Source organism: Robertmurraya massiliosenegalensis JC6 (assembly GCF_000311725.1).
GTDB lineage: Bacteria > Bacillota > Bacilli > Bacillales > Cytobacillaceae > Robertmurraya > Robertmurraya massiliosenegalensis.
In genome coordinates this window covers 572,773-599,532 of sequence record NZ_HE978513.1, presented here as the reverse complement: position 1 = coordinate 599,532, position 26,760 = coordinate 572,773, and the positions used below count along the sequence as shown (strand labels likewise).

Annotated in this window: 27 protein-coding genes; 20 read left to right on the top strand and 7 right to left on the bottom strand. The window is 38.3% G+C overall.

All coding sequences use genetic code 11. From position 1 onward, the window contains the following. The first annotated feature begins 1 nt into the window (after position 1). From BMSHG_RS12815 to rarD, 6 genes are all read left to right on the top strand, one after another. Positions 2–1,144: a cysteine desulfurase family protein gene (locus BMSHG_RS12815; protein WP_019154861.1), complete on the top strand. Its 1,143-nt coding sequence runs from the start codon at positions 2–4 to the stop codon at positions 1,142–1,144. Position 1,145: 1 nt separating this feature from the next. Continuing rightward, entirely contained in the window at positions 1,146–2,348 is a 1,203-nt protein-coding gene (gene thiI, locus BMSHG_RS12810; RefSeq protein WP_019154860.1) for a tRNA uracil 4-sulfurtransferase ThiI, read from the top strand. Positions 2,349–2,484: 136 nt separating this feature from the next. After that, positions 2,485–2,688 carry an alpha/beta-type small acid-soluble spore protein gene (locus tag BMSHG_RS12805; RefSeq protein WP_019154859.1) on the top strand — a complete coding sequence of 68 codons (204 nt, stop codon included), beginning with the start codon at positions 2,485–2,487 and terminating at the stop codon, positions 2,686–2,688. Positions 2,689–2,950: 262 nt separating this feature from the next. Then, a complete protein-coding gene (gene mbcS, locus BMSHG_RS12800; protein WP_019154858.1) occupies positions 2,951–4,537 on the top strand; it encodes an acyl-CoA synthetase MbcS in 1,587 nt (528 codons plus the stop codon). Positions 4,538–4,813: 276 nt separating this feature from the next. After that, on the top strand, positions 4,814–6,436 hold the full coding sequence (locus tag BMSHG_RS12795) for an amidohydrolase (RefSeq protein WP_019154857.1): 1,623 nt from the start codon (positions 4,814–4,816) through the stop codon (positions 6,434–6,436). An 87-nt stretch (positions 6,437–6,523) separates the two neighbouring features. Continuing rightward, positions 6,524–7,453, top strand: a complete 930-nt coding sequence (gene rarD, locus BMSHG_RS12790; RefSeq protein WP_019154856.1) for an EamA family transporter RarD — start codon at positions 6,524–6,526, stop codon at positions 7,451–7,453. A 230-nt stretch (positions 7,454–7,683) separates the two neighbouring features. Here the strand turns inward: rarD and BMSHG_RS12785 are convergent, their stop codons facing one another. Beyond that, positions 7,684–8,484 (bottom strand): NAD kinase, encoded by an 801-nt coding sequence (locus BMSHG_RS12785; protein WP_019154855.1) that lies wholly within the window; start codon positions 8,482–8,484, stop codon positions 7,684–7,686. Between the two features lie 289 nt (positions 8,485–8,773). Here BMSHG_RS12785 and sppA point away from each other — a divergent pair, with 289 nt between their 5' ends. The 7 genes from sppA (at position 8,774) to BMSHG_RS12750 (ending at position 15,263) form a co-directional block, all read left to right on the top strand. Further along, on the top strand, positions 8,774–9,784 hold the full coding sequence (gene sppA / locus BMSHG_RS12780) for a signal peptide peptidase SppA (protein WP_019154854.1): 1,011 nt from the start codon (positions 8,774–8,776) through the stop codon (positions 9,782–9,784). A gap of 44 nt (positions 9,785–9,828) precedes the next feature. Further along, complete coding sequence (locus BMSHG_RS12775) at positions 9,829–10,287, top strand: RDD family protein (RefSeq protein ID WP_051030935.1); 459 nt, start codon at positions 9,829–9,831, stop codon at positions 10,285–10,287. Between the two features lie 94 nt (positions 10,288–10,381). After that, positions 10,382–11,077 carry a DUF2953 domain-containing protein gene (locus tag BMSHG_RS12770; protein WP_019154852.1) on the top strand — a complete coding sequence of 232 codons (696 nt, stop codon included), beginning with the start codon at positions 10,382–10,384 and terminating at the stop codon, positions 11,075–11,077. A gap of 15 nt (positions 11,078–11,092) precedes the next feature. Beyond that, positions 11,093–11,560 (top strand): GerW family sporulation protein, encoded by a 468-nt coding sequence (gene ytfJ, locus BMSHG_RS12765; protein ID WP_019154851.1) that lies wholly within the window; start codon positions 11,093–11,095, stop codon positions 11,558–11,560. A gap of 143 nt (positions 11,561–11,703) precedes the next feature. Next, entirely contained in the window at positions 11,704–12,204 is a 501-nt protein-coding gene (tpx, locus tag BMSHG_RS12760; RefSeq protein ID WP_019154850.1) for a thiol peroxidase, read from the top strand. Positions 12,205–12,359: 155 nt separating this feature from the next. After that, positions 12,360–13,346: a class I SAM-dependent methyltransferase gene (locus tag BMSHG_RS12755; RefSeq protein ID WP_019154849.1), complete on the top strand. Its 987-nt coding sequence runs from the start codon at positions 12,360–12,362 to the stop codon at positions 13,344–13,346. Positions 13,347–14,075: 729 nt separating this feature from the next. Further along, positions 14,076–15,263 carry an acetate kinase gene (locus BMSHG_RS12750; RefSeq protein WP_019154848.1) on the top strand — a complete coding sequence of 396 codons (1,188 nt, stop codon included), beginning with the start codon at positions 14,076–14,078 and terminating at the stop codon, positions 15,261–15,263. A 47-nt stretch (positions 15,264–15,310) separates the two neighbouring features. On the opposite strand, the gene BMSHG_RS12745 is transcribed toward BMSHG_RS12750, so the two are convergent. The 3 genes from BMSHG_RS12745 to modA all read right to left on the bottom strand — a co-directional run bounded on the left by BMSHG_RS12745 (position 15,311) and on the right by modA (position 17,582). Then, positions 15,311–15,940, bottom strand: a complete 630-nt coding sequence (locus BMSHG_RS12745; RefSeq protein ID WP_019154847.1) for an ATP-binding cassette domain-containing protein — start codon at positions 15,938–15,940, stop codon at positions 15,311–15,313. A 15-nt stretch (positions 15,941–15,955) separates the two neighbouring features. Further along, entirely contained in the window at positions 15,956–16,633 is a 678-nt protein-coding gene (modB, locus tag BMSHG_RS12740; protein WP_019154846.1) for a molybdate ABC transporter permease subunit, read from the bottom strand. A 163-nt stretch (positions 16,634–16,796) separates the two neighbouring features. Continuing rightward, on the bottom strand, positions 16,797–17,582 hold the full coding sequence (gene modA, locus BMSHG_RS12730; protein ID WP_019154844.1) for a molybdate ABC transporter substrate-binding protein: 786 nt from the start codon (positions 17,580–17,582) through the stop codon (positions 16,797–16,799). 202 nt (positions 17,583–17,784) lie between these two features. Between modA and BMSHG_RS12725 the strand changes: the two genes are divergently transcribed. The 3 genes from BMSHG_RS12725 to BMSHG_RS12715 all read left to right on the top strand — a co-directional run bounded on the left by BMSHG_RS12725 (position 17,785) and on the right by BMSHG_RS12715 (position 20,144). Beyond that, positions 17,785–18,717: a helix-turn-helix transcriptional regulator gene (locus BMSHG_RS12725; RefSeq protein ID WP_019154843.1), complete on the top strand. Its 933-nt coding sequence runs from the start codon at positions 17,785–17,787 to the stop codon at positions 18,715–18,717. 81 nt (positions 18,718–18,798) lie between these two features. Further along, positions 18,799–19,635 (top strand): EcsC family protein, encoded by an 837-nt coding sequence (locus tag BMSHG_RS12720; RefSeq protein WP_019154842.1) that lies wholly within the window; start codon positions 18,799–18,801, stop codon positions 19,633–19,635. Beyond that, positions 19,632–20,144: a MogA/MoaB family molybdenum cofactor biosynthesis protein gene (locus tag BMSHG_RS12715; protein ID WP_019154841.1), complete on the top strand. Its 513-nt coding sequence runs from the start codon at positions 19,632–19,634 to the stop codon at positions 20,142–20,144. Before BMSHG_RS12720 ends, BMSHG_RS12715 begins: the two co-directional genes overlap by 4 nt. Before the next feature lie 44 nt (positions 20,145–20,188). Here the strand turns inward: BMSHG_RS12715 and BMSHG_RS12710 are convergent, their stop codons facing one another. Further along, complete coding sequence (locus BMSHG_RS12710; protein ID WP_019154840.1) at positions 20,189–20,503, bottom strand: hypothetical protein; 315 nt, start codon at positions 20,501–20,503, stop codon at positions 20,189–20,191. A 250-nt stretch (positions 20,504–20,753) separates the two neighbouring features. Here BMSHG_RS12710 and BMSHG_RS12705 point away from each other — a divergent pair, with 250 nt between their 5' ends. Beyond that, entirely contained in the window at positions 20,754–21,959 is a 1,206-nt protein-coding gene (locus tag BMSHG_RS12705; RefSeq protein WP_019154839.1) for an argininosuccinate synthase, read from the top strand. Then, positions 21,956–23,335 (top strand): argininosuccinate lyase, encoded by a 1,380-nt coding sequence (gene argH / locus BMSHG_RS12700; RefSeq protein ID WP_019154838.1) that lies wholly within the window; start codon positions 21,956–21,958, stop codon positions 23,333–23,335. Before BMSHG_RS12705 ends, argH begins: the two co-directional genes overlap by 4 nt. Positions 23,336–23,359: 24 nt before the next feature. Here the strand turns inward: argH and BMSHG_RS12695 are convergent, their stop codons facing one another. After that, the gene (locus BMSHG_RS12695) at positions 23,360–23,809 is read right to left on the bottom strand and encodes a universal stress protein (RefSeq protein WP_019154837.1); all 450 of its coding nucleotides are present in this window, start codon (positions 23,807–23,809) and stop codon (positions 23,360–23,362) included. A gap of 112 nt (positions 23,810–23,921) precedes the next feature. Between BMSHG_RS12695 and BMSHG_RS28690 the strand changes: the two genes are divergently transcribed. Both BMSHG_RS28690 and ald read left to right on the top strand, forming a co-directional pair. Continuing rightward, entirely contained in the window at positions 23,922–24,089 is a 168-nt protein-coding gene (locus tag BMSHG_RS28690; RefSeq protein WP_173391063.1) for a hypothetical protein, read from the top strand. Between the two features lie 296 nt (positions 24,090–24,385). Continuing rightward, positions 24,386–25,504, top strand: a complete 1,119-nt coding sequence (gene ald, locus BMSHG_RS12685) for an alanine dehydrogenase (protein WP_019154835.1) — start codon at positions 24,386–24,388, stop codon at positions 25,502–25,504. A gap of 41 nt (positions 25,505–25,545) precedes the next feature. On the opposite strand, the gene BMSHG_RS12680 is transcribed toward ald, so the two are convergent. Then, complete coding sequence (locus tag BMSHG_RS12680) at positions 25,546–26,640, bottom strand: M24 family metallopeptidase (protein WP_019154834.1); 1,095 nt, start codon at positions 26,638–26,640, stop codon at positions 25,546–25,548. Positions 26,641–26,760: the final 120 nt, after the last annotated feature.

Sequence of the window (26,760 nt, the reverse complement as noted above, 5' to 3'; positions counted from 1 at the left end):
GATGATATATTTCGATAATAGTGCGACAACAAAACCGTATAAAGAAGTAATCGATTCTTTTCTAAAGGTGACGACAGAATATTTTGGCAATCCTTCTTCATTACATCGAATGGGTGGGGAAGCTGAAAAACTGTTAAATATGGGAAGAAAGCAAATTGCCGATCTATTAGAAGTGAAAGCGAATGAATTGATTTTTACATCTGGTGGAACGGAAAGTAATAATTTAGCTGTCAAAGGTGCAGCATTGATGCATCGAAAACGGGGCAATCATATTGTCACAACGGCGGTAGAACACGCCTCAATTAAGGAATCGTTTCAGCAATTGGCGGAACTCGGATTCAAGGTGACCTATCTTCCCGTTGATCGAGAAGGAAGAGTTCATGTTAAAGATGTCGAACAGGCGATTTCGAACGATACGATTCTTGTATCGATCATGCATGTCAATAATGAAGTGGGAACGGTCCAACCAATAGAGGAAATTGGAAAGATATTAAAAAAATATCCGAAAATATTATTCCACGTTGACAATATTCAAGGGATTGGAAAGGTTCCGTTACATTTGCAAAAATGTTCAGTTGACCTTTGTTCTTATTCAGCTCATAAATTTCATGGTTTAAAAGGAACGGGACTTCTCTACATACGAGAGGGAGTAAACATTTCACCGTTGCTTACAGGTGGAAATCAAGAACGAAAACATCGTAGTGGGACAGAAAATGTCGCAGGGATGGTTGCTCTCGCTAAAGCCCTCAGGATGACGTTAGAAAACGAAAAAAAGCAGTCTGACAAACTCCTTCAGATTAAGGAGGCGCTTATCAAAGGACTTTCTGAACTCGAGGAGGTAACCATTCATACTCCAGCTAAAGACTCCGCCCCTCATATTATCAATTTTTCGATGAAAGGTTTTAAGGCAGAGGTCTTTGTCCATGCCTTAGAGGAAAAAGATATTTATGTATCAACGACCAGTGCGTGCTCTTCAAAAAAACAAGCTGTAAGCAGTACATTAATTGCAATGGGCGTTCAAGAAGAAGAAGCGAAGAGTGCAATTCGTATTAGTTTATCCTATGATAACACAATAGAAGAAGCGCATTTTGTGATCAAAGCGATAAAGGAAACGGTAAATAAATTGAAAGAGGTTATGAATTAAGATGAACTATGATCGAATTTTAATACGATATGGTGAAATTTCAACAAAAGGGCGCAACCGTAATAAGTTTGTGGAAAAACTCAAAAAAAGCATTCAACGTGCAATAAGTGATTTTCCTAACGCGAAGGTTCAAGGGCAAAGGGAACGGATGTATATCGTCTTAAATGGGGATAACGGTGATGAAATCATTGAGCGGATTAGAGGGATTTTTGGCATTCAATCCTTTAGCCCAGCAATTAAAACAAGCAAAGATTTAGAAGAAATGAAGAGCGCAGCCTTACAGCTTTTCCGTGAAGTTTATACAGAAGGAAAAAGCTTTAAAATTACGGCGCGACGTGCAGATAAAACATATCAACTTGATACCAATGAATTGAATCAAGAATTTGGGGCCCATTTGCTAAAAAACGTTCCTGATTTAAAAGTAGATGTGAAAAATCCAGATATTGATCTTCGCGTAGAGGTACGTCCTGAGGCGACGTATTTGTCATGTGAAAATATTCAAGGGGCTGGCGGCTTACCCATTGGTTCAAGTGGAAAAGCTATGCTCATGCTTTCGGGAGGAATTGATAGCCCGGTTGCAGGTTATCTTGCAATGAAGCGTGGTTTAGAAGTAGAGGCCGTTCATTTCTTCAGTCCACCTTTTACAAGTGAACGCTCAAAGCAAAAAGTCATTGAGCTAGCCGAAAAGCTTGCGAAAGCCAACGGTGGATATTTTACTTTGCATATTGTCCCGTTCACCGCTACACAGCAAGCGATTCAAAAACAGATTCCTGAGAACTATACGATGACGACTACGAGAAGAATGATGCTAAACATCACCGATAAATTGCGAGTACGGCATGAAGGCTTAGCGATTGTGACAGGTGAAAGTTTAGGTCAGGTAGCGAGTCAAACATTAGAGAGTATGTATGCAATTAATGCTGTGACATCCACGCCGATTCTTCGTCCGCTCGTGATGATGGACAAAACGGATATTATTAAAATTGCTCGGGAAATTGACACCCATGATATTTCTATTCAACCTTATGAAGATTGCTGTACTGTTTTTGTGCCAGCTTCTCCAAAAACCAAACCCAAAAGGGAAAAAGTGGAGTATTACGAAAGCTTTTTTGACTTTGAGCACTTAATACAGGAAGCGGTTGATAAAACGGAAACGATTCGTATTAGTCCAAAAGAAAAGGCTGAACTAGAGGAGCTCTTTTAAAGTATTAAGACATAGTTATACCCTTCAAACAAACATAGTGGTTGTGCTTGCAAAATTTGTGAACAATTACCAACGATAAATTTGCATGAAGGTCATCAGGATAACACATTCTATATTCACAAGGAGGTGATATCCTATGGCAAACAACAGCAGCTCAAACCAATTAGTTGTATCAGGTGCTCAGCAAGCTTTAGATCAAATGAAGTATGAGATTGCTACAGAATTTGGCGTAAATCTTGGTGCTGACACAACTTCTCGTGCTAACGGTTCAGTTGGTGGAGAAATCACAAAACGCCTTGTATCTATGGCAGAATCACAATTAGGCGGAGGATTCAAATAAAAATTAAATAAAAATGGCTACGAGGAGTAAGCTTCGGCTTGCTCCTTTTTTTCGTGTCTTAAGCATGGTCAAATAAAAGATAAAATACTATATTATAAGTAAATTTTGAAAATTTCATCTAGTATTTTTAAAAGAGACAAGGTAAAATATGATTGACACTAACTATTATGACTAGATAATAAAAAACATTGTATGTAGATCCCTTCCTAGTCGGTTGTTCGAAATTCGTCTGTGAAATAATTTTATTTTAGGGGGAGTTAGGATGAAAAGAGAAGATCTTTTGGCACCAAATCATTATAACTTAGTTTCAGAAATGGAAAAGTACGCAGAAGAACCAAATAGGCTTGCTCTTAAATGGGAATCGGAGGAAGGTGAGACAAGGGAAATTACGTACAAGGATTTACTTAAAAATGCTAATAAGATTGGAAACGTTTTCTTGGGGAGCGGTCTTGAAAAAGGAGACGTCGTCTTAATTATTGTTCCAAGATTAATTGAAGCTTATCAGGTGTACGTTGCTGCACTAAAGGCGGGTCTTGTCGTCATTCCAAGTTCTGAAATGCTTAGAACAAAGGATCTCAAATATCGAATAACCCATGGAGATGTGAAGGCAATTGTAAGCTATTATCAGTATGTAGACCAGTTTGAAGGCATAGATGAAATTGAACAACTTCCGAAATTTGTTGTAGGGGATGAAGCGAAAGGATGGATTCATCTTGATAAAGAAATGAACCTTGCTCCAGATGAATTTCCTTTGGCAAATACGGATAAAGACGATATGGCGTTTCTATCTTATACTTCTGGAACAACCGGAAATCCGAAGGGCGTCGTACATACACATGGATGGGCGTATGCTCATTTACGTGCAGCTGCTCCAAATTGGCTCAGTATTGAAGATGGAGATACGGTTTGGGCTACGGCAGGTCCTGGATGGCAAAAATGGATATGGAGTCCATTCCTTTCCGTGTTAGGGACTGGTGCTACAGGAATCGTCTATAACGGTAAATTTGAACCACAAAAATATTTAGCGTTGCTTGATAAATATTCTGTCAATGTCCTTTGCTGTACACCGACTGAATATCGATTAATGGCAAAAGTAGAGAATCTTCCAGATTACTCATTGGCTCATTTACGTAGTGCTGTATCAGCTGGAGAGCCGCTAAATAGAAATGTCATTGATACGTTCAAGAAGTACTTCAATGTGGAAGTTCGAGATGGTTACGGACAAACAGAGAATACATTGCTAGTGGGAATTACGAAGGGAATGGAACTTAAAGCTGGTTCAATGGGGAAACCGATTCCAGGTAATCGAGTAGAGATTATAAATGAAGAAGGTGAACTTTGCGCACCTGGAGAGGTAGGAGATATTGCTGTTCATATCGATACACCTGCGTTATTTAAACATTATTACAAGGACCCTGAAAGGACAGCGATGCAGTTCCGTGGCGATTACTACATCACAGGAGATAGAGCGAAGAAGGATGAAGAAGGATACTTCTGGTTTGAAGGTAGAGGAGACGACATCATCATTAGCTCTGGTTATACAATCGGTCCATTTGAAGTGGAGGATGCCCTCGTAAAACATCCTTCAGTGAAAGAATGTGCGGTTGTAGCAAGTCCTGATGAGACAAGGGGCCATGTTGTGAAAGCCTTTATTGTATTGAAAGAAGGAATGGATACAGAGGAATCGAAGTTAGTTAAGGAACTTCAAGATCATGTCAAAGCGTTAACGGCTCCTTATAAATACCCTCGTAAAATTGAATTTGTTTCCGAACTACCAAAGACAACTTCAGGAAAAATTCGTAGGGTTGAGTTGAGACAAAAAGAGTTAGAGAAGGCGACAACGAATTAAAATATTTGGTGGCGAACTCTTTTAATATCATATATTGTGATGCAGGCGACTTGTGTTCGTCTGCCTTTTTTTATCGGAAATCAATTGAGTCGATTTCATAATGTATGAAGGGAACTTAAAAAGTGAACATTTCTCGCATTATTCATTTGAACCACCTTAAAACTCTAATAATTTTCGTTCGCTGTTTTATTTGAGAAACACAATTGAGTTTCATTATTTAGGAAATCGAAAATAAATGATAAAATGGATCAAATGGAAGGAAAAGGAGAATGACGGATGGGAACGCTTTGGTATGGAGGTTTAATTTATACGCTTCAAGCAGAGGGACATATGGTCGAAGCAATTTTAACAGAAAATGATCGCATTGTGGCAATGGGAGATGTGGAGAGATTACAACAGGATTTTTCCCATATGATACATCATACATTTCATCTACATGGACGCACACTGCTTCCAGGATTTGTCGATAGTCATATTCACTTAATTGGTCATGGTGAAAAGCTGATGCGGCTTGATCTATCCACATATACCTCAAAAGCTGCCGTTTTAGAGGCCATTAAAGGTTATGCCTCATCTCTCAATGAAGGGGAATGGCTCATTGGCGAAGGCTGGAATGAAAATCTTTGGGAAGATGCCAAGACAATTGTTCGCAACGACTTGGATGCGGTCGTGCCCCATCATCCAGTGTTATTAAAGAGAATTTGTAGACATGTAGTAGTAGTCAATTCATTTGCTTTAAAGGAAGCAGCGATTCAAGACGAAATGGATTCTCCCCAAGGCGGAGTGATGGATAAAGATGAACATGGAAGGCTTACTGGAGTATTTAAAGAAAAAGCTCAAGATATCATGTTAGACGCCGTTCCGAAGGCATCTGAAAAGCAATTAAAGAAAGCTTTGAGAATGGCGATAAAAGATGCATATGAAAAGGGATTAACAGGCGTACATACGGAGGATCTATCCTACTATAATGGTTTTGAAAATACCTATCAGTTATTTAAAGAAGTTATTGAAAAGGAAGAGCATTATTTTCGGGCACATCTGCTTGTTCATTACTCTGTCCTTGAAGATTTTAAGCGATCAGGCGGGCAGTTTTTACAAGGAAATCAGTGGATTGAGTTTGGAGCCATGAAAATTTTTGCAGATGGTTCATTAGGAGGCAGAACAGCTCTTTTAAGCCATCCGTATGCGGATGATCCAACAACATCCGGTGTCGCCATCTTCACGCAGGAAGAATTAAATAAGCTTGTGGCAAAGGCGAGAGAAATAAGGATGCCAGTGGCGATTCATGCAATTGGTGATAAGGCTTTTGATATGGTTGTTCAAGCTATTGAAGCACATCCGTTAGTAGGGAAGGGGAAGGACCGTATCATCCATGCACAAATTTTAAGAAAAGAACTGATTGATAGAGTGAAAGATCTTCCTCTCATATTGGATATTCAACCGAGCTTCTTAGCTTCTGATTTTCCTTGGGTGATCGATAGAATTGGAGAAGATCAATTAGATGATTGCTATGCTTGGAAAACACTGTTATCAGAACATATCACATGTGCTGGCGGTTCAGATGCTCCTATTGAAGAGATAAGCCCGCTGTTAGGGATTCACGCTGCAGTTGCCCGGGTAAGCCAGCAAACGCAAGAGGTTTATCAACCTGAAGAAGCATTATCCACTTATGAGGCGGTATGTTTATATACAAAGGGAAGCGCAAGTGCTGCTTGTCATGAAGCAGACCGTGGCATGATCAAGGAAGGTTTTTTAGCCGATTTCACGATACTGGATCAAGATATTTTTCATTGTACACCGCATGAAATACGCCATATCAATGTCGAAAGCACGGTTATAGGTGGCAAACCTGTTTATACAAAAATCGTTGAGGATACTTCTCCAACACAAGCAATTTAAATTCCATTAAGTTAAATAGTTAGAAGAATCGATGAATTGCCTTTATAATGATATTATTTCGAGACTAGAAGAATCGAGGCAAAAAGAATGAAAGATAACGAAGTGAAAGTTGGAGCTATTCAAGCAGCCTTTTCTTATTTCTTGTGGGGACTCTTGCCGATTTATTGGAAACTGCTTGAGCAAGTGAATGCGGATGAAATTTTGGCTAGTCGGGTAATTTGGTCCTTTGTTTTAATGCTCTTATTACTTATTGCAACAAGAAAATGGGCACCTTTTGTGGAGACGCTAAAGGGATTAAGAAAAAATCAGAAACGACTTTGGGCGTTAGTGATCGCCTCTTTATTGATCAGTGGAAACTGGTTCGTATACATATGGGCGGTTAATCATGATCAAATGATCCAAGCAAGTCTAGGCTATTATATTAATCCTCTTGTTAGCCTCCTTTTAGGAGTTATATTTTTACGGGAAAAATTATCACCGCTACAGTATGTGTCCTTTGCAATGGCCACAGTAGGAGTCTTGATATTAAGTGTATCTTACGGGCAAATTCCGTGGATTGCGTTAGCGTTGGCTTTCTCATTTGGGTTATACGGGTTAGCGAAAAAATTAATCAAAGTGGATTCATCCATTGGTTTAACACTTGAAACGATGGTTGTAACCCCGCTTGCATTAGGGTATGTTGTTTATTTATTTGCAGCAGGCAAAAATATGTTTCTATCCTCGTCCCTTTCGACAGACTTACTACTCATTGGGGCTGGGGCTGCAACGGCGTTACCGCTCTTGTATTTTGGAAAAGGAGCACAAAAAATCCCATTATCGATGTTAGGATTTATTCAATATATAGCGCCAACCTTAACGTTGATTTTAGGCGTCTTTTTCTATGGAGAGCATTTTTCAAAAACTCATTTACTATCCTTTATTTTCATATGGGGAGCACTAACCCTTTATTCTTTGTCAAAAACGAAAGTAATGAACCGCGAACTGAAGCTAAGAAAAGGAAGAGGCTTAGGTGTGTAAGGAAAACAACCTCGAGACAGGTGCTCGAGGTTGTCAGTTGTTTTTGTAAATGTAAAAACCTAGACATTTACTCCTTGATTAAAGAACGCGGTTTTCGTAAATGTCCACAGGCCGACATTTACGCTCAAATGAGGTTTTAGAACACATATTAATTTCGACTTAACGAGTAATAATAGGGCTTTATTCTCCTATCTATGACTAAAATAGCAACAATGTTTGCGAAAAGTGCCTTAAAGAAAGGTTCTTTGGACCTTTTCCCAGAAAGAGTTGTCCTTTAATTTAACGGTTTTGATTCTTTTTTCACTGAGTTGGATAGATATATCCTCCACATGCTGAATGCTAAGTGCTTCATTATCCATCCCCATTGTTGGATAATCATTTCCGTCTTGAACGACCTTAATGGTCAGCTTTCGGTCACCACTTAAAATAAACGGGGAGCCGAGTGTTCGGTAAAGATTATTATTCAGGGATGCAATTTCACTAACTTGCATCGATGGCAGTAAAGGATCGACGACAGCGCCATGCACCGATTTATTGTAGGCAGTGCTTCCAGTTGGGGTTGCAACAATGATTCCGTCCCCACGGAAAGTTTCAAAATGGAATTGATCAATAAATACTTCCATCACAATCGTTTGGATAATGGAAGAACGGACACTAAACTCATTCAAGCATTGAAAGGAAAATTGATTATCAATCGTTACTTCGATGGTTGGATAGCGACGAATTTCAATTTGTTCTTTCGTAACAGCTTCAATAATTTTTGCTGTATCCTCAATATAAAAATCACAGTAAATATTTAATTTCTCTTTCGTAGATATTCCTGCATAAAGACAATCTTCACGGAATCCGGTTTTTCTAACTGCTTGTAAAAAGGCACCATCATCACCAAAGCTGACAATGATATTGGCGATTTTATGGTCATTCACGATCGTAAATCCATAATCTTTAGCGTGATCATAAAAAGGCTGAACTTTTTGCATCATATCCGCATCTTTTTTGTGAAAGAAATAAACATTATTTCTGTTTTCCATATAAAACCCCTCCATCCAAAATAAATAGACGTACCTATAGTATCGTGCATCCACATCCTAATATGAGCCCTAGATCTTCGGATCATTTTTTGTCATAATTGGAAAGGGATTGGGATTGTTTTAGACTGAAATAGTGAACTCTAAGGTGCTTATCTAGTTTTAAGTCTACATATTTTTGAAACATTTTTGAAGGGATAACGTAAATAAATATTGGAAATACGTCCATTTTGTGGCGATTATTTTTTGGATAAAAGGGTGCAACTAAGAAGGAAAAAGGAGGATGAAAAATATGACAGGGAAACGTTGGGCTGCGTTGGCTATAGCGGCAGTATTGCTTTTTTTCTCAATCGCGATTAATGCATTTTCTATTTTTGCATCGACTAATTTCGAAAGTAACTTTAATGAATTGTTTGGCGCAACAGATGAACTTTTTGCAGAAGAAGTGATTGAATCAGGAAGTGCGACGAATCAAATTGCCGTACTCGATTTAAATGGAACAATTCAAGATACTGGTGGAACTACTTCTTTTTTTACAACGGAGGGTTATCATCACCAGACATTTATGAAAAAGCTTGATTATGTGAAAGAAAATAACTCAGTTAAGGCGGTTATCCTACGCGTAAATACACCAGGTGGTGGCGTTGTAGAAAGTGCTGAAATCCACGATAAAATAGTGGAAATTCAATCTGAAGCAAATAAGCCAGTCTATATTTCGATGGGCTCGATGGCTGCATCAGGGGGATATTACATAGCAGCACCGGCACATAAGATATTTGCAACTCCGGAGACACTAACAGGTTCATTGGGGGTTATTATGCAAGGCTATAATTTTGCCGGTCTTGCTGAAAAATACGGAGTCGAATTCATCACAATTAAGAGTGGACCTTACAAGGATATTATGAGTCCTACAAGAGAAATGGCAGAGGAAGAACGTGAGATCCTGCAGTCGATGATTGACAATTCTTATGAAGGGTTTGTGAAGGTCATTGCCGAAGGAAGAGGAATGTCTGAAGCAGAAGTAAGGCAAATTGCAGACGGACGAATTTATGACGGAAGACAGGCAAAAGAAATTGGCTTAATTGATGACTTTGGTTATTTTAGCGATGTCGTGGAAGCTGTGAAAGAAGAGCAAAACATTGGCAATGCCCAAGTGGTGAAATATACGGAAAGCTTCGGTTTAGGATCGTTGTTTAGCTTAGGGGCACAGAAATTAAAAGGGGGAGATCATGAACTAACTAGTTTGCTCAATCTTTTATCGCAAACACACTCTCCCCGTCTAATGTATTTGTATGCAGAATAGGGGGGAGAACATTGGAATCTAAAGATAATCAAAGAGAAGAACAGTTGATTCAAGAAAAAGATGTTATCCCTCATGTCGGTTTTAAAGAAGAGCGTCGATTTGCTGGTTTTTGGATGAGATTTTGGGCTTATCTCCTTGATTTATTGGTGATTGGCAGCATTGAACGTATCCTGATTTATCCGCTATTCCGTAGCCTTGATCTCAGTTTACATGAATCAAGTATGTTTGCTCCCATATCGATTTTAACGGCGGTCATTTTCTATGCCTATTTTGTTTTAATGACAAAATTTTTAGGGCAGACATTAGGTAAAATGGCATTTGGGTTAAAAGTCGTTGATTTAAATGGGAAAAAACTTACTTGGGGAACGATTCTGTTTAGAGAATGGATTGGGCGCTTTATTTCAACGACAGTGTGGATTTCGTATGTAATTGTCGCTTTTCTACCAAAAAAGCAAGGCTTGCATGATTTATTCACTGAGACATCAGTAATTCATGAACGATAGAGCTTCATTTATACTTTTGAAAAATAAACCTGCGAATGCAGGTTTATTTTTTGTGTGTTCGTCGATAATGGTAGGCTGAAAGGTTGTGAAGGTGATGATGTGGGTTTTCATTGCTTTAGCGGTAATTGTCGTACTAATAATCTCTGTCATGCTCCTAAAATTAATCGTGATCATTGATTATTACCACAATAAGGACGATGACCGTCTTAAAATTACATTCAAAACATTTTTTGGACTTATAAAATATAAAATCAATGTTCCTGTCATTAAAATTGCGGAAGATTCTCCTGAAATTGTCGTCAAAGAAAAAGTAGAAACAGGCCCACAAGAAAAAGATAAAAAACAGGATACGAAAAAATTTTCAGCAAAAGATATATTACAAAGCATCCAGGACATGGATCAATTCGTCAAACATGTGGTGGGGCTACATCATATTATTCGTTCTTTTTTAAACAAAGTGACAATGAAGAATTTGGAGTGGAGGACGACCATTGGAGTAAGTGACGCCGCTTTTACAGGGATGATCACAGGTGCATTTTGGGCGGTGAAAGGGAGTTTAGTTGGTTTCCTCACATCGTTAATGAAAGTGAAAACCATGCCAAATTTAATGATCACACCAGAGTTTAATCGGACGATAAATGAAACTTCATTTCGATGTATGTTTCATTTTCGGATCGGGCATGCTATTTTTGCAGGAATTAAACTACTTAAATTTTGGAAAGGCGGAAAACCGCATTTCAAAACAAAGCCATTATCTATTTTGTCTGGTAATAAGACAAAATCCGTATAAAAGGGAGGAAGTAAAATGTCCGATCATCCAATTCAAGGCTTGATGACAACTGCAATGGAAAACCTTAAAGAAATGATTGATGTGAACACCATTATCGGTGACCCTGTTGAAACTCCTGATGGAAGTGTCATACTAACAGTGTCAAAGGTTGGGTTTGGCTTTGCGGCTGGAGGTAGTGAGTTTATTCTTGATAACAGTTCCAAAGATGAAAACCAGTCTAAGCACCCATTTGGTGGTGGTAGTGGTGGAGGTGTATCCATTACTCCGATTGCTTTCTTAATTGTAAATGCAAAAGAAGTAAAAATGGTTCATTTAGATGAAAGCACACATCTCTACGAGAAGATTTTAGATTTGGCTCCACAGGCTGTAGATAAAATACAGCAAATGCTTTCCAATAAAAATGATTCGAAGCAAAATTCTGGGCAACAAGGAGAATACCAAAACCCAGAATATGGCGGTCCGAAAAAAGACTTAGAACTTTAAAAGGAAAATGATCGAAAATCAAAGTTAGCTCTCATTTATAGGGAGTTAACTTTTTCTTTTTAGCAATAGTAAATATTTGCAAAAATGTTCCTAAATCGGTATGATTTACACTGTACATACGTTGTTAAGGAGGATGAGCCCATATGGCATCAGTCACTTTTAAAGGAAACCCAGTTACACTTGTTGGAACAGAAGTAAAGGTTGGCGACAAAGCACCAAGTTTTACCGTGTTAGCAAATGATTTATCTCCTGTAACACTAGAGGACTCAAAAGGACATGTTCGTTTAATCAGTGTGGTACCTTCCATTGATACAGGAGTGTGTGATGCTCAAACTCGTCGTTTTAACGAAGAGGCAGCAAAGCTTGACAATGTAAAGGTATTAACAGTAAGCGTTGATTTACCTTTCGCTCAAAAGCGTTGGTGTGCAGCAGCTGGAATTGATAATGTTCAAACGGTTTCTGATCATCGTGATCTTTCTTTCGGAGAAGCGTACGGTGTGGTCATGCAAGAATTAAGATTATTAGCACGTTCTGTTTTTGTTATTGATGCGAATGATACGGTTACTTATGTAGAATATGTTAGCGAAGGAACCGATCATCCGAACTATGAAGCAGCAATTGAAGCAGCAAAAGCAGCGAAGTAATTTTAAGGGACAAGACCTCAAGGTAAATAGTGGGGTCTTGCCTTCTTTTTATCTTCTGTTTTTCTAGTCCCCCTTTTCCTACATTCCACTTTTCTTGTACAAGTAGTATAATCCCGAGTAGAATAGAAAAATAACATGTCGAGGAGGAATGCATTGTGAAAATCTCTCCCGTAGAGGATTTATTTTCTGTAATTAATGATACGGCGACCATTTTACAGGAAGAGTTATCAATTACCTTTTTAGAAGCATTAGCAGAAACAGGTGAAAATATATTTCAAGAGGCCATTTTACAAGATGAAGAAATTAGTGAATTAAGTAAGAAGAGGCTAAAAAAGAGTTATGAGTCTCTAAAATTAGATCGATTCACCGTTGAAGAGATACGAAAGTCTTTTCAATTGGCGATTTTAAAAGGAATGAAGGAAAGTGTACAACCTAATCATCAAATGACCCCAGATGCAGTAGGGATGCTTGTTGGTTACTTGGTAAATAAGTTTGTGACGAAGACATCTTATCGTTTATTCGATCCAGCAATTGGAACAGGAAATTTACTGACCACAGTAATCAATCAGCAGGCAGGTAAACAGATCGAAGGGATGGGGATTGATGTGGATGATCTCCTTATTAAACTGGCCTTCATTAATGCTAATTTACAGCAACATCCGATTGAATTGTATAATCAGGATAGTCTTGAACCACTTTTTATTGAATTAGCTGATGCGGTTGTAAGTGATTTACCTGTTGGCTATTATCCGAATGATGTAAGAGCTGCTGAATTTCAATTGAAATCAGATAAAGGACACTCTTATGCACATCATCTCTTTATTGAACAAAGCATCAAGTATACAAAAGATGGTGGATATTTATTTTTTATCATTCCCAATGGATTATTTGAAAGCGAAGAAGCTCCAAAGCTACATGAGTTCTTGAAGGAGCATGCATATATCCAATCGATTTTACAACTTCCATTAACCATGTTTCGCCATGAAAATGCCGCAAAGAGCGTGTTAATTTTACAGAAAAAAGGAGAGGAAGTAAAAGCGCCAAAACAGGTACTTTTAGTTAATCTTCCAAGTCTATCAAACGGACATCAAGTTGAAAAGACCTTGAAAAAAATCGATCAATGGATAAAAGAAAATAAATAAACGTCATCGGCCACTGAAAATATCAGTGGTCTTATATTATGGCAGGGGGATTCGGACTTAGTTATAGGGATGAATCGGCGATGTTGTCCGAATCCGCTTGGTATTCGGACAGAGAAGCAGGATGAATCGGCAATGTTGTCCGAATCCGCTTGATATTCGGACAGAGAAGCAGGATGAATAGGCGATGTTGTCCGAATCCGCTTGATATTCGGACAGAGAAGCAGGGTGAACCGGCGATGTTGTCCGAATCCGCTTGATATTCGGACAGAGAAGCAGGATGAACCGGCAATGTTGTCCGAATCCGCTTGATATTCGGACAGAGAAGCAGGATGAACCGGCGATGTTGTCCGAATCCGCTTGATATTCGGACAGAGAAGCAGGGTGAACCGCTAATGTTGTCCGAATCCACCAGATATTCGGACAGAGAAGCAGGGTGAACCGCTAATGTTGTCCGAATCAGATTAAGTCTTGTATATTAAGAGTCATTATCTTTTCAGTCCCAAAATTGAAGCGCTCACGGAGCTTTTTGTGAAAAGTTCACAATATATACAGATTTATTAATAAAATCAGAATATATTTACTTTATAGTGAAAACGATACCATTTTATCCTCGTTCTTGAATTGTTTAATTGACAATGATTAAATGAGAAATTGAGAGATAGAAATAAGCTTACTTGAACAAAATAAGTAAGAAATACATATTTACGTTAAGTTAAAGGAGCGGAAACGATGGCAAAAGTAATCGCAATCAATGCAGGCAGTTCATCTTTAAAGTTTCAATTATTTGAAATGCCTTCTGAAGAAGTTATTACAAAAGGATTAATTGAAAGAATCGGACTTAAAGATTCTATTTTCAATATAACCGTTAATGGTGAGAAGCAAACAGAAACAACGGATATTCCTGATCACAGTGTTGCTGTAAAAATGTTATTAAATAAATTAACTGAAACGGGTATCATTCAATCGTTAGACGAGATTGAAGGAATCGGTCATCGTGTCGTACATGGTGGAGAAGAATTTGCAGACTCTGTTCTTATTACAGATGAAGTACTTCAAAAAATCGAAGAGCTTTCAGAACTAGCTCCTCTTCACAACCCAGCGAATGCAACAGGAATTAAAGCATTTAAAGAAGTGCTTCCGAATGTTCCAGCTATTGCTGTTTTCGATACGGCTTTCCATCAAACCATGCCAGAAAACTCTTTTCTTTACAGCCTACCATATGAGTATTATGAGAAGTATGGTATTCGTAAATATGGTTTCCATGGTACTTCACATAAATATGTTTCAGAACGTGCGGCGGAAATGTTAGGTCGTCCGCTTGAGCAATTACGCTTGCTTTCTTGTCATCTCGGGAATGGTGCAAGTATCGCTGCGATTGAAGGTGGAAAATCAATTGATACATCAATGGGATTCACGCCACTTGCAGGTGTTACAATGGGAACTCGTTCAGGGAATATTGATCCAGCCCTAATCCCATATATTATGGAAAAAACAAATAAAACAGCTGAAGAAGTATTAGATGTTTTAAATAAAGAAAGTGGTATGCTCGCAGTTTCTGGTTTTTCTAGCGATTTACGTGATATCGAAGTAGAAGCAGAAAAAGGAAACGAGCGTGCAGAATTAGCTTTAAAAGTATTTGCAGACCGTATTCATAAATATATCGGTTCTTATTCTGCCAAAATGTATGGTGTAGATGCGATTATCTTTACAGCAGGAATTGGTGAAAATAGTGCTTCTATTCGGGAAAGAGTCCTTAGAGGACTAGAGTTTATGGGTGTTTATTTTGACCCAGCGCTGAACAAGGTTCGTGGAGAAGAGGCATTTATTAGTTTCCCACATTCTCCTGTAAAAGTTATGATCATTCCAACAAATGAAGAAGTTATGATTGCTCGTGACGTAGTGAGATTATCTCACTAAGGAAAAATGAAAAAGCAACTTTTCAAATTAAATGAAAAGTTGCTTTTTTATTTAGATATTTCTTCCAATATCTCACCTTTATTTATTTTATAGATTCGATGGGCAAGCTTTTCCGCTTCTTGAAAGTCGTGGGTAACCATAATGACAGGTATATTCCATTTTTCGTGTAGTCGTAAGAGTTCATCCTGGCATTCCTGTCGAATCTCTTGGTCTAATGCGGAGAAAGGTTCATCTAACAAGAGGAGTTGAGGCTTTGTTGCTAAGGCCCTTGCAAGTGCAACTCTCTGTTTTTCTCCACCAGAGATCTGCCTTGGATATTTCTCCATGAGATGCTCAATTCCTAATACCTCAACTAATTCGTGAACGAACTCCTTATCTTTCGCCCCGTAAAGAATATTCTTCTTAGCAGTCATATGAGGAAAAAGGGCGTAATCTTGAAATAAATAGCCAATATTTCTTTTTTGGATTGGAACAGACTCTTTTTTGCTTTTAAAAAGAGGAACATCGTTTAAGGTGATCGTTCCAGAGTCAGGGGAAACAAGTCCAGCAATACAATTCAAAATCGTTGTTTTCCCTGAACCAGATGGTCCAAATAAGATGACAATTTCATCTTCAACTTTTAATTTTACATCAAGTTCATAAGAAGCCAATGTTTTTCTAATGTCTAAAAAGAGCATTTCAATTACCTCGTATTATTTATTTTTCGAAAATCGTAAAATATTTCGTTTTGTCCACCAATTTAGCCAAAGGATGGAGCAAAAACCGAGGAGAACGATGATCACTACCCAAAAAGTAGCGGCTTCCATATTTCCAGACTCTACGGCAAAATAAATCGCTAGTGGAATCGTTTCGGTTTTATTCGGAATATATCCAGCGAGCATTAACGTTGCTCCGAATTCACCTAATGCTCTTGCGAAAGTTAGGACCGTTCCAGCGAGTAGACCAGGAAAAGCAAGTGGAAATGATATCGTCCAAAATACTCTCCATTTAGAAGCACCCATTGTCAAGGCGGCATTTTCAATATTAATATCAAAATTTTGAAATGAAGCGGATGCACTTTGATACATTAAGGGGAAGGAAACGACGATTGAAGCGATCACTGCTCCCACCCAGGTGAATACGATTTGAATGTCAAACCATTCTAATAGGAAACTGCCAATTATCCCGTTCTTACCAAATAAGTATAATAATCCGAAACCGACAACCGTTGGGGGTAAAACCATTGGTAAGAGAATAATCGATTCAATTATATTTTTTCCAGGAAACGAATTCCGAGCAATCATTCTTGCTAAAAAGATACCGACTACGAATACAACCAAGGTTGCAATGCTGGCAATCTTTAAAGATAAAAATAATGGAGTATAGTTCATTTCATGCATTCCTTTTATTTATTCGCTGTTTTCGCATACATTGTTTTTTTTGTGAAAATCAAGAATACTAATAATATGATGGGTACTGCCATCCATGAAATTCGCAACGGCACTTTTCGCTTCCTCTTTATCATTTCAAGTTTACTATCCAAAAGAAAAGAGCCTATTTTTTAAACCCAAATTGATTGAGGATTGCCTGTGCCTCATCTGTTTGCAAAAATTCAATAAATAATTTTGCGCTATCGCTCTTTTGGCTATCTGCTGTTACTGCAGCAGGATAGATGATTGGTGTGTGCAAATCGGTTGAGGCTTCTGCCATTACTTTTACTTTATCAGAAATGAGTGCATCACTGGAATAGACAATTCCTAAATCTGTATTTCCAGATTCTACATAGGACAGTACTTGGCGAACATCCTTCGCAAGGATAAAGTGGCCATCTAACCCTTCCCATTTTTCAAGCTTCGTAAGTACCTCTTTTGCATACGTGCCTGCAGGGACACTGTCAGGATTGCCGATAGCTAACTCTCCTATTTCATCTGGATTTACATCTTCGAATGAGGAAATATTCAACGCAGTATCCTTATGACCAATTAAAACAATTTTATTCCCAGTAAAGTCAACTCTTGTTTCTGGAATGATCGCACCCTCTTCTTCAAGTGTATCCATCCATTTCTGATCAGCAGAAAGAAATGCATCGGTAGGGGCTCCCTGTTGAATTTGCTGAGCGAGTGTTCCCGAACTTCCAAAATTGAAGGAAACATCAATGTTTGAATATGTATCTTCAAATGCTTTTTCAATTTCCGCCATAGCATCTGTTAAACTAGCGGCAGTTGATATTAAAATCTCCGTTTTTTCGGTTGCTTGATCAGCATTGTCTTGATTATTACAACCGCTCGCAAAAATAAGAAGGGCAAGTACGATCATTCCAATCTTCCATTTGTTTTTCATTGTTAAATCCTCCTAAAAATCTTAAATTTAAAATAAGGGTTATATCTATTTATATTCTATTTGAAGATCAACGTAGTTGAAACGGCCTTCAAATATAACTAATTATAACTAGTTATAATTAGTTATATTAAGTGTAGATCTGAAACTTGCGAGAGTAAATGGTAAAATAAGAACAAATAATGAATTTCTCGGAGGAAATATCATGCCATTAGAAGAATCCTATACGACGGAACAGATTGCTCAAATATTAAAGGTGTCTAAATTAACGGTCTATGACTTAATCAAGAAGGGGAAGCTACCGGCTTATCGTGTTGGTAGACAAATGAGAGTGGATGCATCTGATTTAGAAAGCTATAAGAATAAGGCAAAGGGAGTGATTGTACCTGAGCGTGCTACTGGAATAGAAGCGAGTACAAGTACGATTCAGACTTCCAACCGCTCAATAATTATTAGTGGTCAGGATAATAGCTTAGATTTACTGACGAAATATATTGAAAAAGAAACGAATCTCGTTCGCCCTCTTCGTTCATATGTAGGCAGTTTAGAAAGCTTAATTTCTATGTATAAAGGTGAAGCTGATATCGTCAGTACGCATTTATTTGACGGTGATACGGGTGAGTATAATATCCCCTACATTCGAAGAATTCTTGTAAGTAATTCTTTTATCGTGGTCAATTTAATATGTCGCCAAGCTGGATTTTATGTGGCGAAAGGAAACCCGAAGAACATTACTGATTTTCAAGATTTACTTCGGAGTGATGTGAAAATGATTAATAGAGAAAAAGGATCGGGAGCAAGAGTTTTACTAGATGAGAAGTTGAGAGTCGCTAGCATTAGCAAGGATAAAATAAGAGGGTATGGTGATGAAGAAACGAGTCATCTAGGAGTTGCGGGTGTGATCTCTAAGCAGTTTGCAGATGTAGGAATTGGAATTGAAAAAGTGGCAAATTTAGTTGGCCTTGATTTTGTACCATTGACAAAAGAAAGATATGACCTCGTTATTCTGAAAACAGAAACAAATAAAGAAATCATTTCAATGATCTTAGCTATTCTTCAATCAGCTAGTTTGAAGGAAGAGTTACTATCGATTGGTTATGATGTTTCTTACACAGGCGATATTGTTTATGAGCAGTAGAGATCATTTGTACGTGTGAAGTGACCGCTGCACCTATGCTATACTAAACCATAATGACAGTGCTCCAAGGAGGTTCAATGAATGTTGTCCGATCGCGATCAAAAAGTAATGAATGATATTAAAAGTTGGGAGCAGAGCCTGTACCAATATGAAACCAATGATTTTGTATTAGCGTATGAGAGATACTTTGAACGAGCTTTTTCGTTACTTCCAGAGCAAACTCAAAAAGATTTCTTCTCCGTAGTGGATACATGGCTTTTTCATCTCCATGCACTTATTCAAGGAAGTCAGGTTCAACATGATGCGAAAGAACGAGTTTTATCGGCAGGACGCGTGTTTAATGAGGATATCCATCAAGTAGAGGATTTAAAGCAGTTATCGATTGATCAATTGCAATACATAGCTCAACAGCAAATAGCCAGACACCGACTTTATTCCTTTGCACAGGGGGGATTATCAGGAACAGGTGGGCCTGTCCTCCTTGGCACAGATATTCCTGCGATAGCGGTAATTAATATTCGTTCGGTTCAGTTAGTTGCGATGACTTATGGATATGAGGTGAATAATCCATTTGAAATGATGACGTCATTAAAGGTATTTCATGCTGCTACCCTTCCAGCAAGATTACAAGGGCAAGGATGGAAACAGTTGATGGACGAACTGCAATCGACCAATGAATATTATTTTTACGAAGGTGAGGAGGATTTGACCAATACTTTATGGCTTGAACAGCCGTTAAGGCAAATTCTAAAAGCCGTTACGATCCTGTTATTGAAAAATAAAACTGTACAAGGGATCCCTTTTATTAGCATGGCGATAGGGGCAGGTGTGAATTACCAGCTTACAAGGAAAGTAACTGATTTTGCTCATAAATATTATCAAATACGGTATTTGATGGAGAAGGAGAAAGATGAATGAGTACGACTGAACATAAAAAAGAGGCGCCAAACAAGGTTCATTGTAAAGTCATTACGGTAAGTGATACGAGAACGAAAGAAACTGATAAAAGTGGGCAAACGATGATTTCTCTGTTAGAAGCTTCGGGTCATGCCATTGTCGATTATGTCATCGTCAAAGATGAAGCGGAAGCGATTCGTGAAGCAGTCCTACAAGGATGTGAAGCATCAAATATTGATGTTGTTTTAACAAACGGTGGAACAGGAATTGCCAAAAGAGATGTCACCATTGAAACGGTAAAAGCGATATTTGAAAAAGAGATTACAGGTTTCGGTGAGCTTTTTAGAATGCTGAGTTATCAAGAGGATATCGGCTCAGCAGCTATTTTATCACGTGCGATAGCAGGAGTGGTCAATAATAAGGCTGTTTTTTCAACACCTGGATCAACAGGAGCTGTAAAGCTTGCGATGAATCGCTTAATTCTTCCCGAAATCGGTCATGTTGTACGCGAACTTCGAAAAGACCTTTAAAAAATGAGGACAGCGCTTAAAAACGCTGTCCTTTTTAAAAGATATTATTGATGGACCTTAGTGCCGATATCCTGATGGGTTCGGTACCAGAGCCAAAGGTCATTAATAATGGATGCAAGTTCTGAGATTTCACTATTTAGCTGACAAGAACGTTCAAAATTCCCTTCATCTGAAAGCTCCGCTTGTTTTTGGTTTATGATCTTCTCAAGTTCGGCAATTCTATCAGGGATCTTCCCGCGGATTTTTTCCCAATAAAAAAGGATGGACTGCTGTTCTATCTCAGAGTATTCATCCCACCCAAGCTCCAGATTGGGTATAGGTATTCCTAAGCGTACGTCTTCTGAAAAAAACTCATTCATCAAAGCATGCCTCCAAAAACGCTGCATTTAATTTCTATTAATCTTTATTTTACATTATCTAGACGCAATCTTCCATCCGCATAATATGCACAAAAAATTTATTTTTATACAAAATGACGAATAAGTATTGAAATATATTGTGAATCTTGGTAAATTGGTAAGCAAGGAAAAGAATAAAAATATAATTGATTGAATATTTATTCGTTTTTAAAACAACGATGGAATTGTATCTAAAGGGAGGACATCTTAAATGACAAATCAAAAAGTAGTGTTAGCATATTCTGGAGGATTAGACACCTCTGTTGCAATTAAATGGTTACAGGATCAAGGTTATTCAGTTGTTGCTTGCTGTTTGGACGTTGGAGAAGGAAAGGACTTAGATTTTATTAAGGAAAAGGCACTTCAAGTCGGAGCGGTAAGCTCTTATGTTCTAGATGTAAAAGAAGAATTCGCCAATGAATATGCATTAGTTGCTCTTCAAGCACATGCTCTCTATGAAGGGAAGTATCCATTAGTTTCAGCATTATCTCGTCCGCTCATTGCCAAAAAACTGGTTGAGATCGCTGAAAAAGAATGTGCAGTGGCCGTTGCTCATGGCTGTACGGGTAAAGGAAACGATCAGGTCCGCTTTGAAGTAGCCATTCATGCATTAAATCCGGAATTGAAGGTACTTGCTCCAGTTCGTGAATGGAGTTGGTCACGTGAAGAAGAAATTGAATATGCAAAGGAAAACGGTATTCCGATTCCAATTAACCTTGATAGTCCATATTCAATTGACCAAAATCTTTGGGGAAGAAGTAATGAATGTGGAGTGTTAGAGGATCCGTGGGCAGCGCCACCAGAGGATGCTTACGAATTAACGGCAGGTCTAGAATATACACCAGAATCTCCGGATTATGTTGAAATCGAATTTGAGCAAGGCGTTCCTGTGAAATTAAATGGAAAGTCTTATCCACTTTCACAGTTAATATTAGAATTAAATATTGTTGCAGGGAAGCATGGAGTCGGTCGGATTGACCATGTCGAAAATCGTCTTGTGGGGATTAAATCTCGTGAGGTTTACGAGTGTCCTGGAGCGATGACGCTGATTAAAGCACATAAGGAGTTAGAGGATTTAACCCTTGTGAAAGAAGTAGCTCATTTTAAACCAGTGATCGAAAAGAAACTAACGGAAGTTATTTATGAGGCGTTATGGTTCTCTCCGTTAACTTCCGCTCTATTAGCCTTCTTAAAGGATACGCAAAAATATGTAACAGGTACTGTTAGAGTGAAGCTCTTTAAAGGGCATGCCATTGTCGAAGGAAGAAAGTCTCCTTACTCTTTATATGATGAAAAGTTAGCAACATATACAAAAGAAGATGAATTTGATCACAGTGCTGCTGTAGGATTCATTCAATTATACGGTTTACCAACAAAGGTACAAAGCATCGTACAAAACAAGAAGGTGACAGTGTGAAAAAACTTTGGGGTGGAAGATTTACGAAAACAGCAGAAGAATGGGTAGATGAGTTCGGAGCTTCCATTTCCTTTGATCAGGAACTTGTATTGGAAGATTTGGATGGCAGTTTGGCACATGTGAAGATGCTTTCCAAAAGTGGAATTATTACAGAGGAGGACGCAGCCCTAATTGTAAAAGGGCTGCAGTCCTTAAAGGAAAAAGCGACAAACAATCAATTAGAATTCTCCGTGAAATTAGAAGATATTCATTTAAACCTTGAAAGCCAGCTCACTGACATGATTGGCCCAGTAGGTGGAAAGCTACATACAGGCAGAAGCCGTAATGATCAAGTAGCTACCGATATGCATTTGTATTTGCGTAAACAGTCTGAGACGATTATCGCTTTAGTAGAAGAAATGCAAACGGCTTTATTAACACAAGCAAAAAATCATGTCGAAACGATTATGCCAGGATATACTCACTTACAACGAGCGCAACCTATTTCTTTTGCTCATCATTTAATGGCTTATTTTTGGATGCTTGAACGGGATAAGGAAAGATTTACAGAAGGGATCAAGAGAATTAATGTTTCACCACTTGGTGCTGGAGCACTAGCAGGTACGACTTTTCCAATTGACAGAGAACTTACAGCAGAATTGCTCGGCTTTAGTGGAATATACGAAAATAGTCTTGATGCAGTTAGTGATCGGGATTTTATTTTGGAGTTTCTATCGGCGAGCTCTATACTCATGATGCATCTTTCACGTTTAGGAGAAGAAGTGATTCTTTGGTCATCACAAGAATTCCGTTTTATTGAGTTGGATGATGCTTTTTCAACAGGTAGTAGCATCATGCCGCAAAAGAAAAACCCTGATATGGCCGAGTTAATTCGCGGAAAGACTGGCCGTGTTTACGGAAATCTGATGGGGCTTCTTACCGTATTGAAAGGACTGCCCCTTGCTTACAATAAAGACATGCAGGAAGATAAGGAAGGCATGTTTGATACTGTAAAAACGGTCACTGGTTCCTTGAAAATTTTCGCTGGTATGATTGAGACAATGAAAGTCAACAGTTCACAAATGGAGTCTGCAACTAAAAATGATTTCTCCAATGCTACTGAATTAGCTGATTACCTATCAGAGAAGGGAATTCCTTTTAGGGAAAGTCATGAAATCGTTGGACAACTTGTTTTAACATGTGTGAAAAAACATGTATTTTTAGCTGATTTGACATTAGAGGAGTTTAAAGACGCTCATCCTTTATTCGAAGATGATATTTATGAAGTATTAAATCCGGTAACGGCTGTTAAACGTAGAAATAGTGCAGGTGGTACTGGTTTTGAGCAAATTCGAATAGCACTTGAAAAGGCTGAAGGTAAATTAAAAGCACGCTAAGACTCACTTAGCGTGCTTAAAGCTCTATTCATCTTTTTCAGTGCGAATAATCATGACATCACATGATGCGTGTCTAGCGATATGTTCAGAGACGCTTCCAATTAGAAATCTTTCAACAGCATTTAGACCGGTCGCACCGCAAATGATTAAATCTACTTCATATTTTTTGGCGATATCTTTTGGTATTTTTACTTTAGGAGATCCATACTCGACAGTGAAGGATACGTCTTTTACACCAGCATCTAACGCTGTTTTTTTGTACTTTTCCATTAGCTCTGTTGCAAATTGGTCTGCTCTTTCAACAATGGTCCTATCGTATGCTTCTACTGTTGCAAAAGTACGTGTGTCGATAATATGTGCCAGAACAATTTTCGCATCATTTCTTTTCGCAATTTCAATCGCTTTCTTAAATGCCCATTCTGCTTCAGTTGAACCATCCACAGCAACTAATATGTTCTTATAAGTGAGACTCATAATTATCTCCTCCTTTACCTTTATTATACAACTCTCTTTTATGAATATCTGTAACAAAATTTCGAACACTATTCTTGTGACTGATTCTTTTTTTGAGGGGAGTGGAATGAAAATGGCAAAGGAGCCAAAAAAGAACGTGAGCTTTGATTATGATGAGCAAGGGACAAAGCAGGTTAGTGAGCAGATCATGAATGCTTATAACGGTGGTGTTATCGATCAAGCAGATGGGCAATATGATTCGTTAAAAGATCAATCAGAAGAAGCGGATGAAATGGAGTAAGTGTGATTTAGGCTGTTTTCGTAATGAATCTGGTGATGTTCAGATTTTTTCGATAAAAAATTGAAGCTGACTTGTACACTTCCACATTTTTTGTACGGCGCTTTTCGCTACTCATCACTAGGAAAATGCGCTCTTTATTAAAAAGCAATAATGTTTGAAAAAAAGAGCGATCCTTTAAGAAGAGGTGCAGAAACAGCACTTCTTCTTTTTTGCTAGAAAACTGAAAAGGACTTTATTCTTTACTTTGTTAGGTGTATAGTAGAATCGGATTTGTGAAATATCAGGAGGGGAAAAACATGCGTATTGGGATACCCAAAGAGATAAAGAACAATGAGAATCGTGTGGCTATGACACCAGCTGGCGTTGTCAATCTAGTAAACTATGGTCATGAGGTATATATAGAAACAGACGCTGGGCTTGGTTCTGGTTTCACTGACTCAGATTATATGAATGCGGGAGCTACTATTGTGAGTACTGCAGAGGAAGCATGGTCTAAGGAAATGGTCATGAAGGTAAAAGAACCTCTCCCAACTGAATATACGTATTTCCGTGAAGGATTAATTTTATTTACATATTTACATTTAGCAGCTGAACCAGAATTAACGAACGCCCTTTTAGAAAAGAAAGTTGTTGCAATTGCCTATGAAACAGTTCAATTATCAAATAAGTCATTACCACTTTTAACACCAATGAGTGAGGTAGCTGGTCGCATGGCAGCTCAAATTGGGGCTCAATATTTAGAGAAGGTTAATGGTGGAAAAGGAATCTTACTTTCAGGAGTTCCTGGAGTAAAAAGAGCAAAAGTTACCGTGATTGGTGGAGGTGTTGCAGGAACAAACGCTGCTAAAGTAGCTGTTGGTCTTGGTGCAAATGTGACTATCATCGACTTGAACCCTGAACGACTTCGCAAACTTGATGATATTTTTGGGAGTGATGTCACTACATTAATGTCGAATCCTTATAATATTGCTGAGGCAGTAAGAGATTCGGATCTGGTTATTGGGGCAGTTCTTATTCCTGGTGCCAAAGCTCCTAAACTAGTAACAGAAGAAATGATAGAGTCCATGTCTCCAGGCTCTGTTGTTGTCGATATTGCGATTGACCAAGGTGGTATTTTCGAAACGACAGACCGAATTACGACACATGATCAACCTACCTATAAGAAATATGATATCGTCCATTATGCAGTTGGGAATATGCCTGGTGCTGTTCCACGAACTTCGACGATTGCCTTAACGAATGTAACCGTTCCATATGCCATTCAAATTGCCAACAAAGGTTATCGCATGGCATGTCTAGAAAATGAGGCATTATTAAAAGGAATCAACACAATAGATGGTTTTGTCACTTATGAAGCAGTAGCCACATCATTAGATTTAAATTATGTGCCTATACAAGAACTTCTAAATAATTAAGGTAGAAAAAATCCTCTAGGATCGTCCTAGAGGATTTTTGGTTAGTTGATTATTTGTAATTCCTTCGGGAACTTCGTGAGAATTTCTAATCCATTTTCGGTTACGACGACATCATCCTCGATTCTCACGCCGGCAACACCCGGTACATAAATTCCTGGTTCAATCGTGTATACCATCCCTTTTTCCAATAAAAGGTCATTCGTTTCAGTTAAAGAAGGATATTCGTGGACGCTAATTCCAAGCCCGTGGCCAAGTCGATGTGGAAAATATTCTCCATAGCCAGCTTGTCCGATTGTGTTGCGTGCAGCTAAATCCACTTCGGAGCATTTTACGCCCGGTTTGCTTGCCGAAATGGCAGCTAATTGCGCTTTTAAAACGGTATCGTAAATTTCTTTTTGCTTATCATTGATCTCTCCATAAGCGACTGTTCTTGTAATATCTGAACAATAACCGTCAACGACAACACCCAAATCAAAGAGAACAAGATCACCCTTTTGGATTTTAGTGAGACCAGGATTTCCGTGCGGGGAGGCACCATTGGCACCAGTTAACACCATCGTTGAAAAAGACATTGCGGTCACGCCTTTTTTCTTTAAGGCAAATTCAATTGCAGCGAGAACATCTAATTCTGTTTTGCCTTCCTTGATTTCGGAGCAACCAACTTCAATCGCGTAATCTGCTAAAGCACATGCTTCACGAATTGTTGCAAGCTCCTTTTCATCCTTGATCATTCGAAGCTTTCGTAATTTTTCTTCAGCGGAAATAAAGGTTCCATCGGGGAAAAGATTAGTTAGAATTTCAAATCGTTCTACATTAAGATGCTCTTTTTCAATTCCAATTCGATTAATTTTCTCGACTCGTTTTAAGACCGCCTGTTTGACAAGTTCCCATGGATTTTCAATATCACTGTAACCGATAATTTCATCGTTCCAGCCTGATTTTTTAGCATCCTCCTTTTCCATCGCAGGACAGATTAAGAACGGCTCTGCATCTTGGAAAATCGCGACTCCAAGTAGTCTTTCATGAGGGTCACTATAAAATTGACTTAAATAAAATACGCTCTCTGTTGAAGTGAGAAAAGAAAACTGGATATCTTCTTCCTTCATCCAAGCAGAAAACTTATGTATACGTTCCATGAAAACATCTCCCTTAGTTTTATCTAATTTAAAGGTAGCAACTTCTAAGAGGATTGTAAACTTTTTAAGCGCATTCGAATCTTTCGAAAATATTTTGGCGATAGCTAGAAGGAATGTACT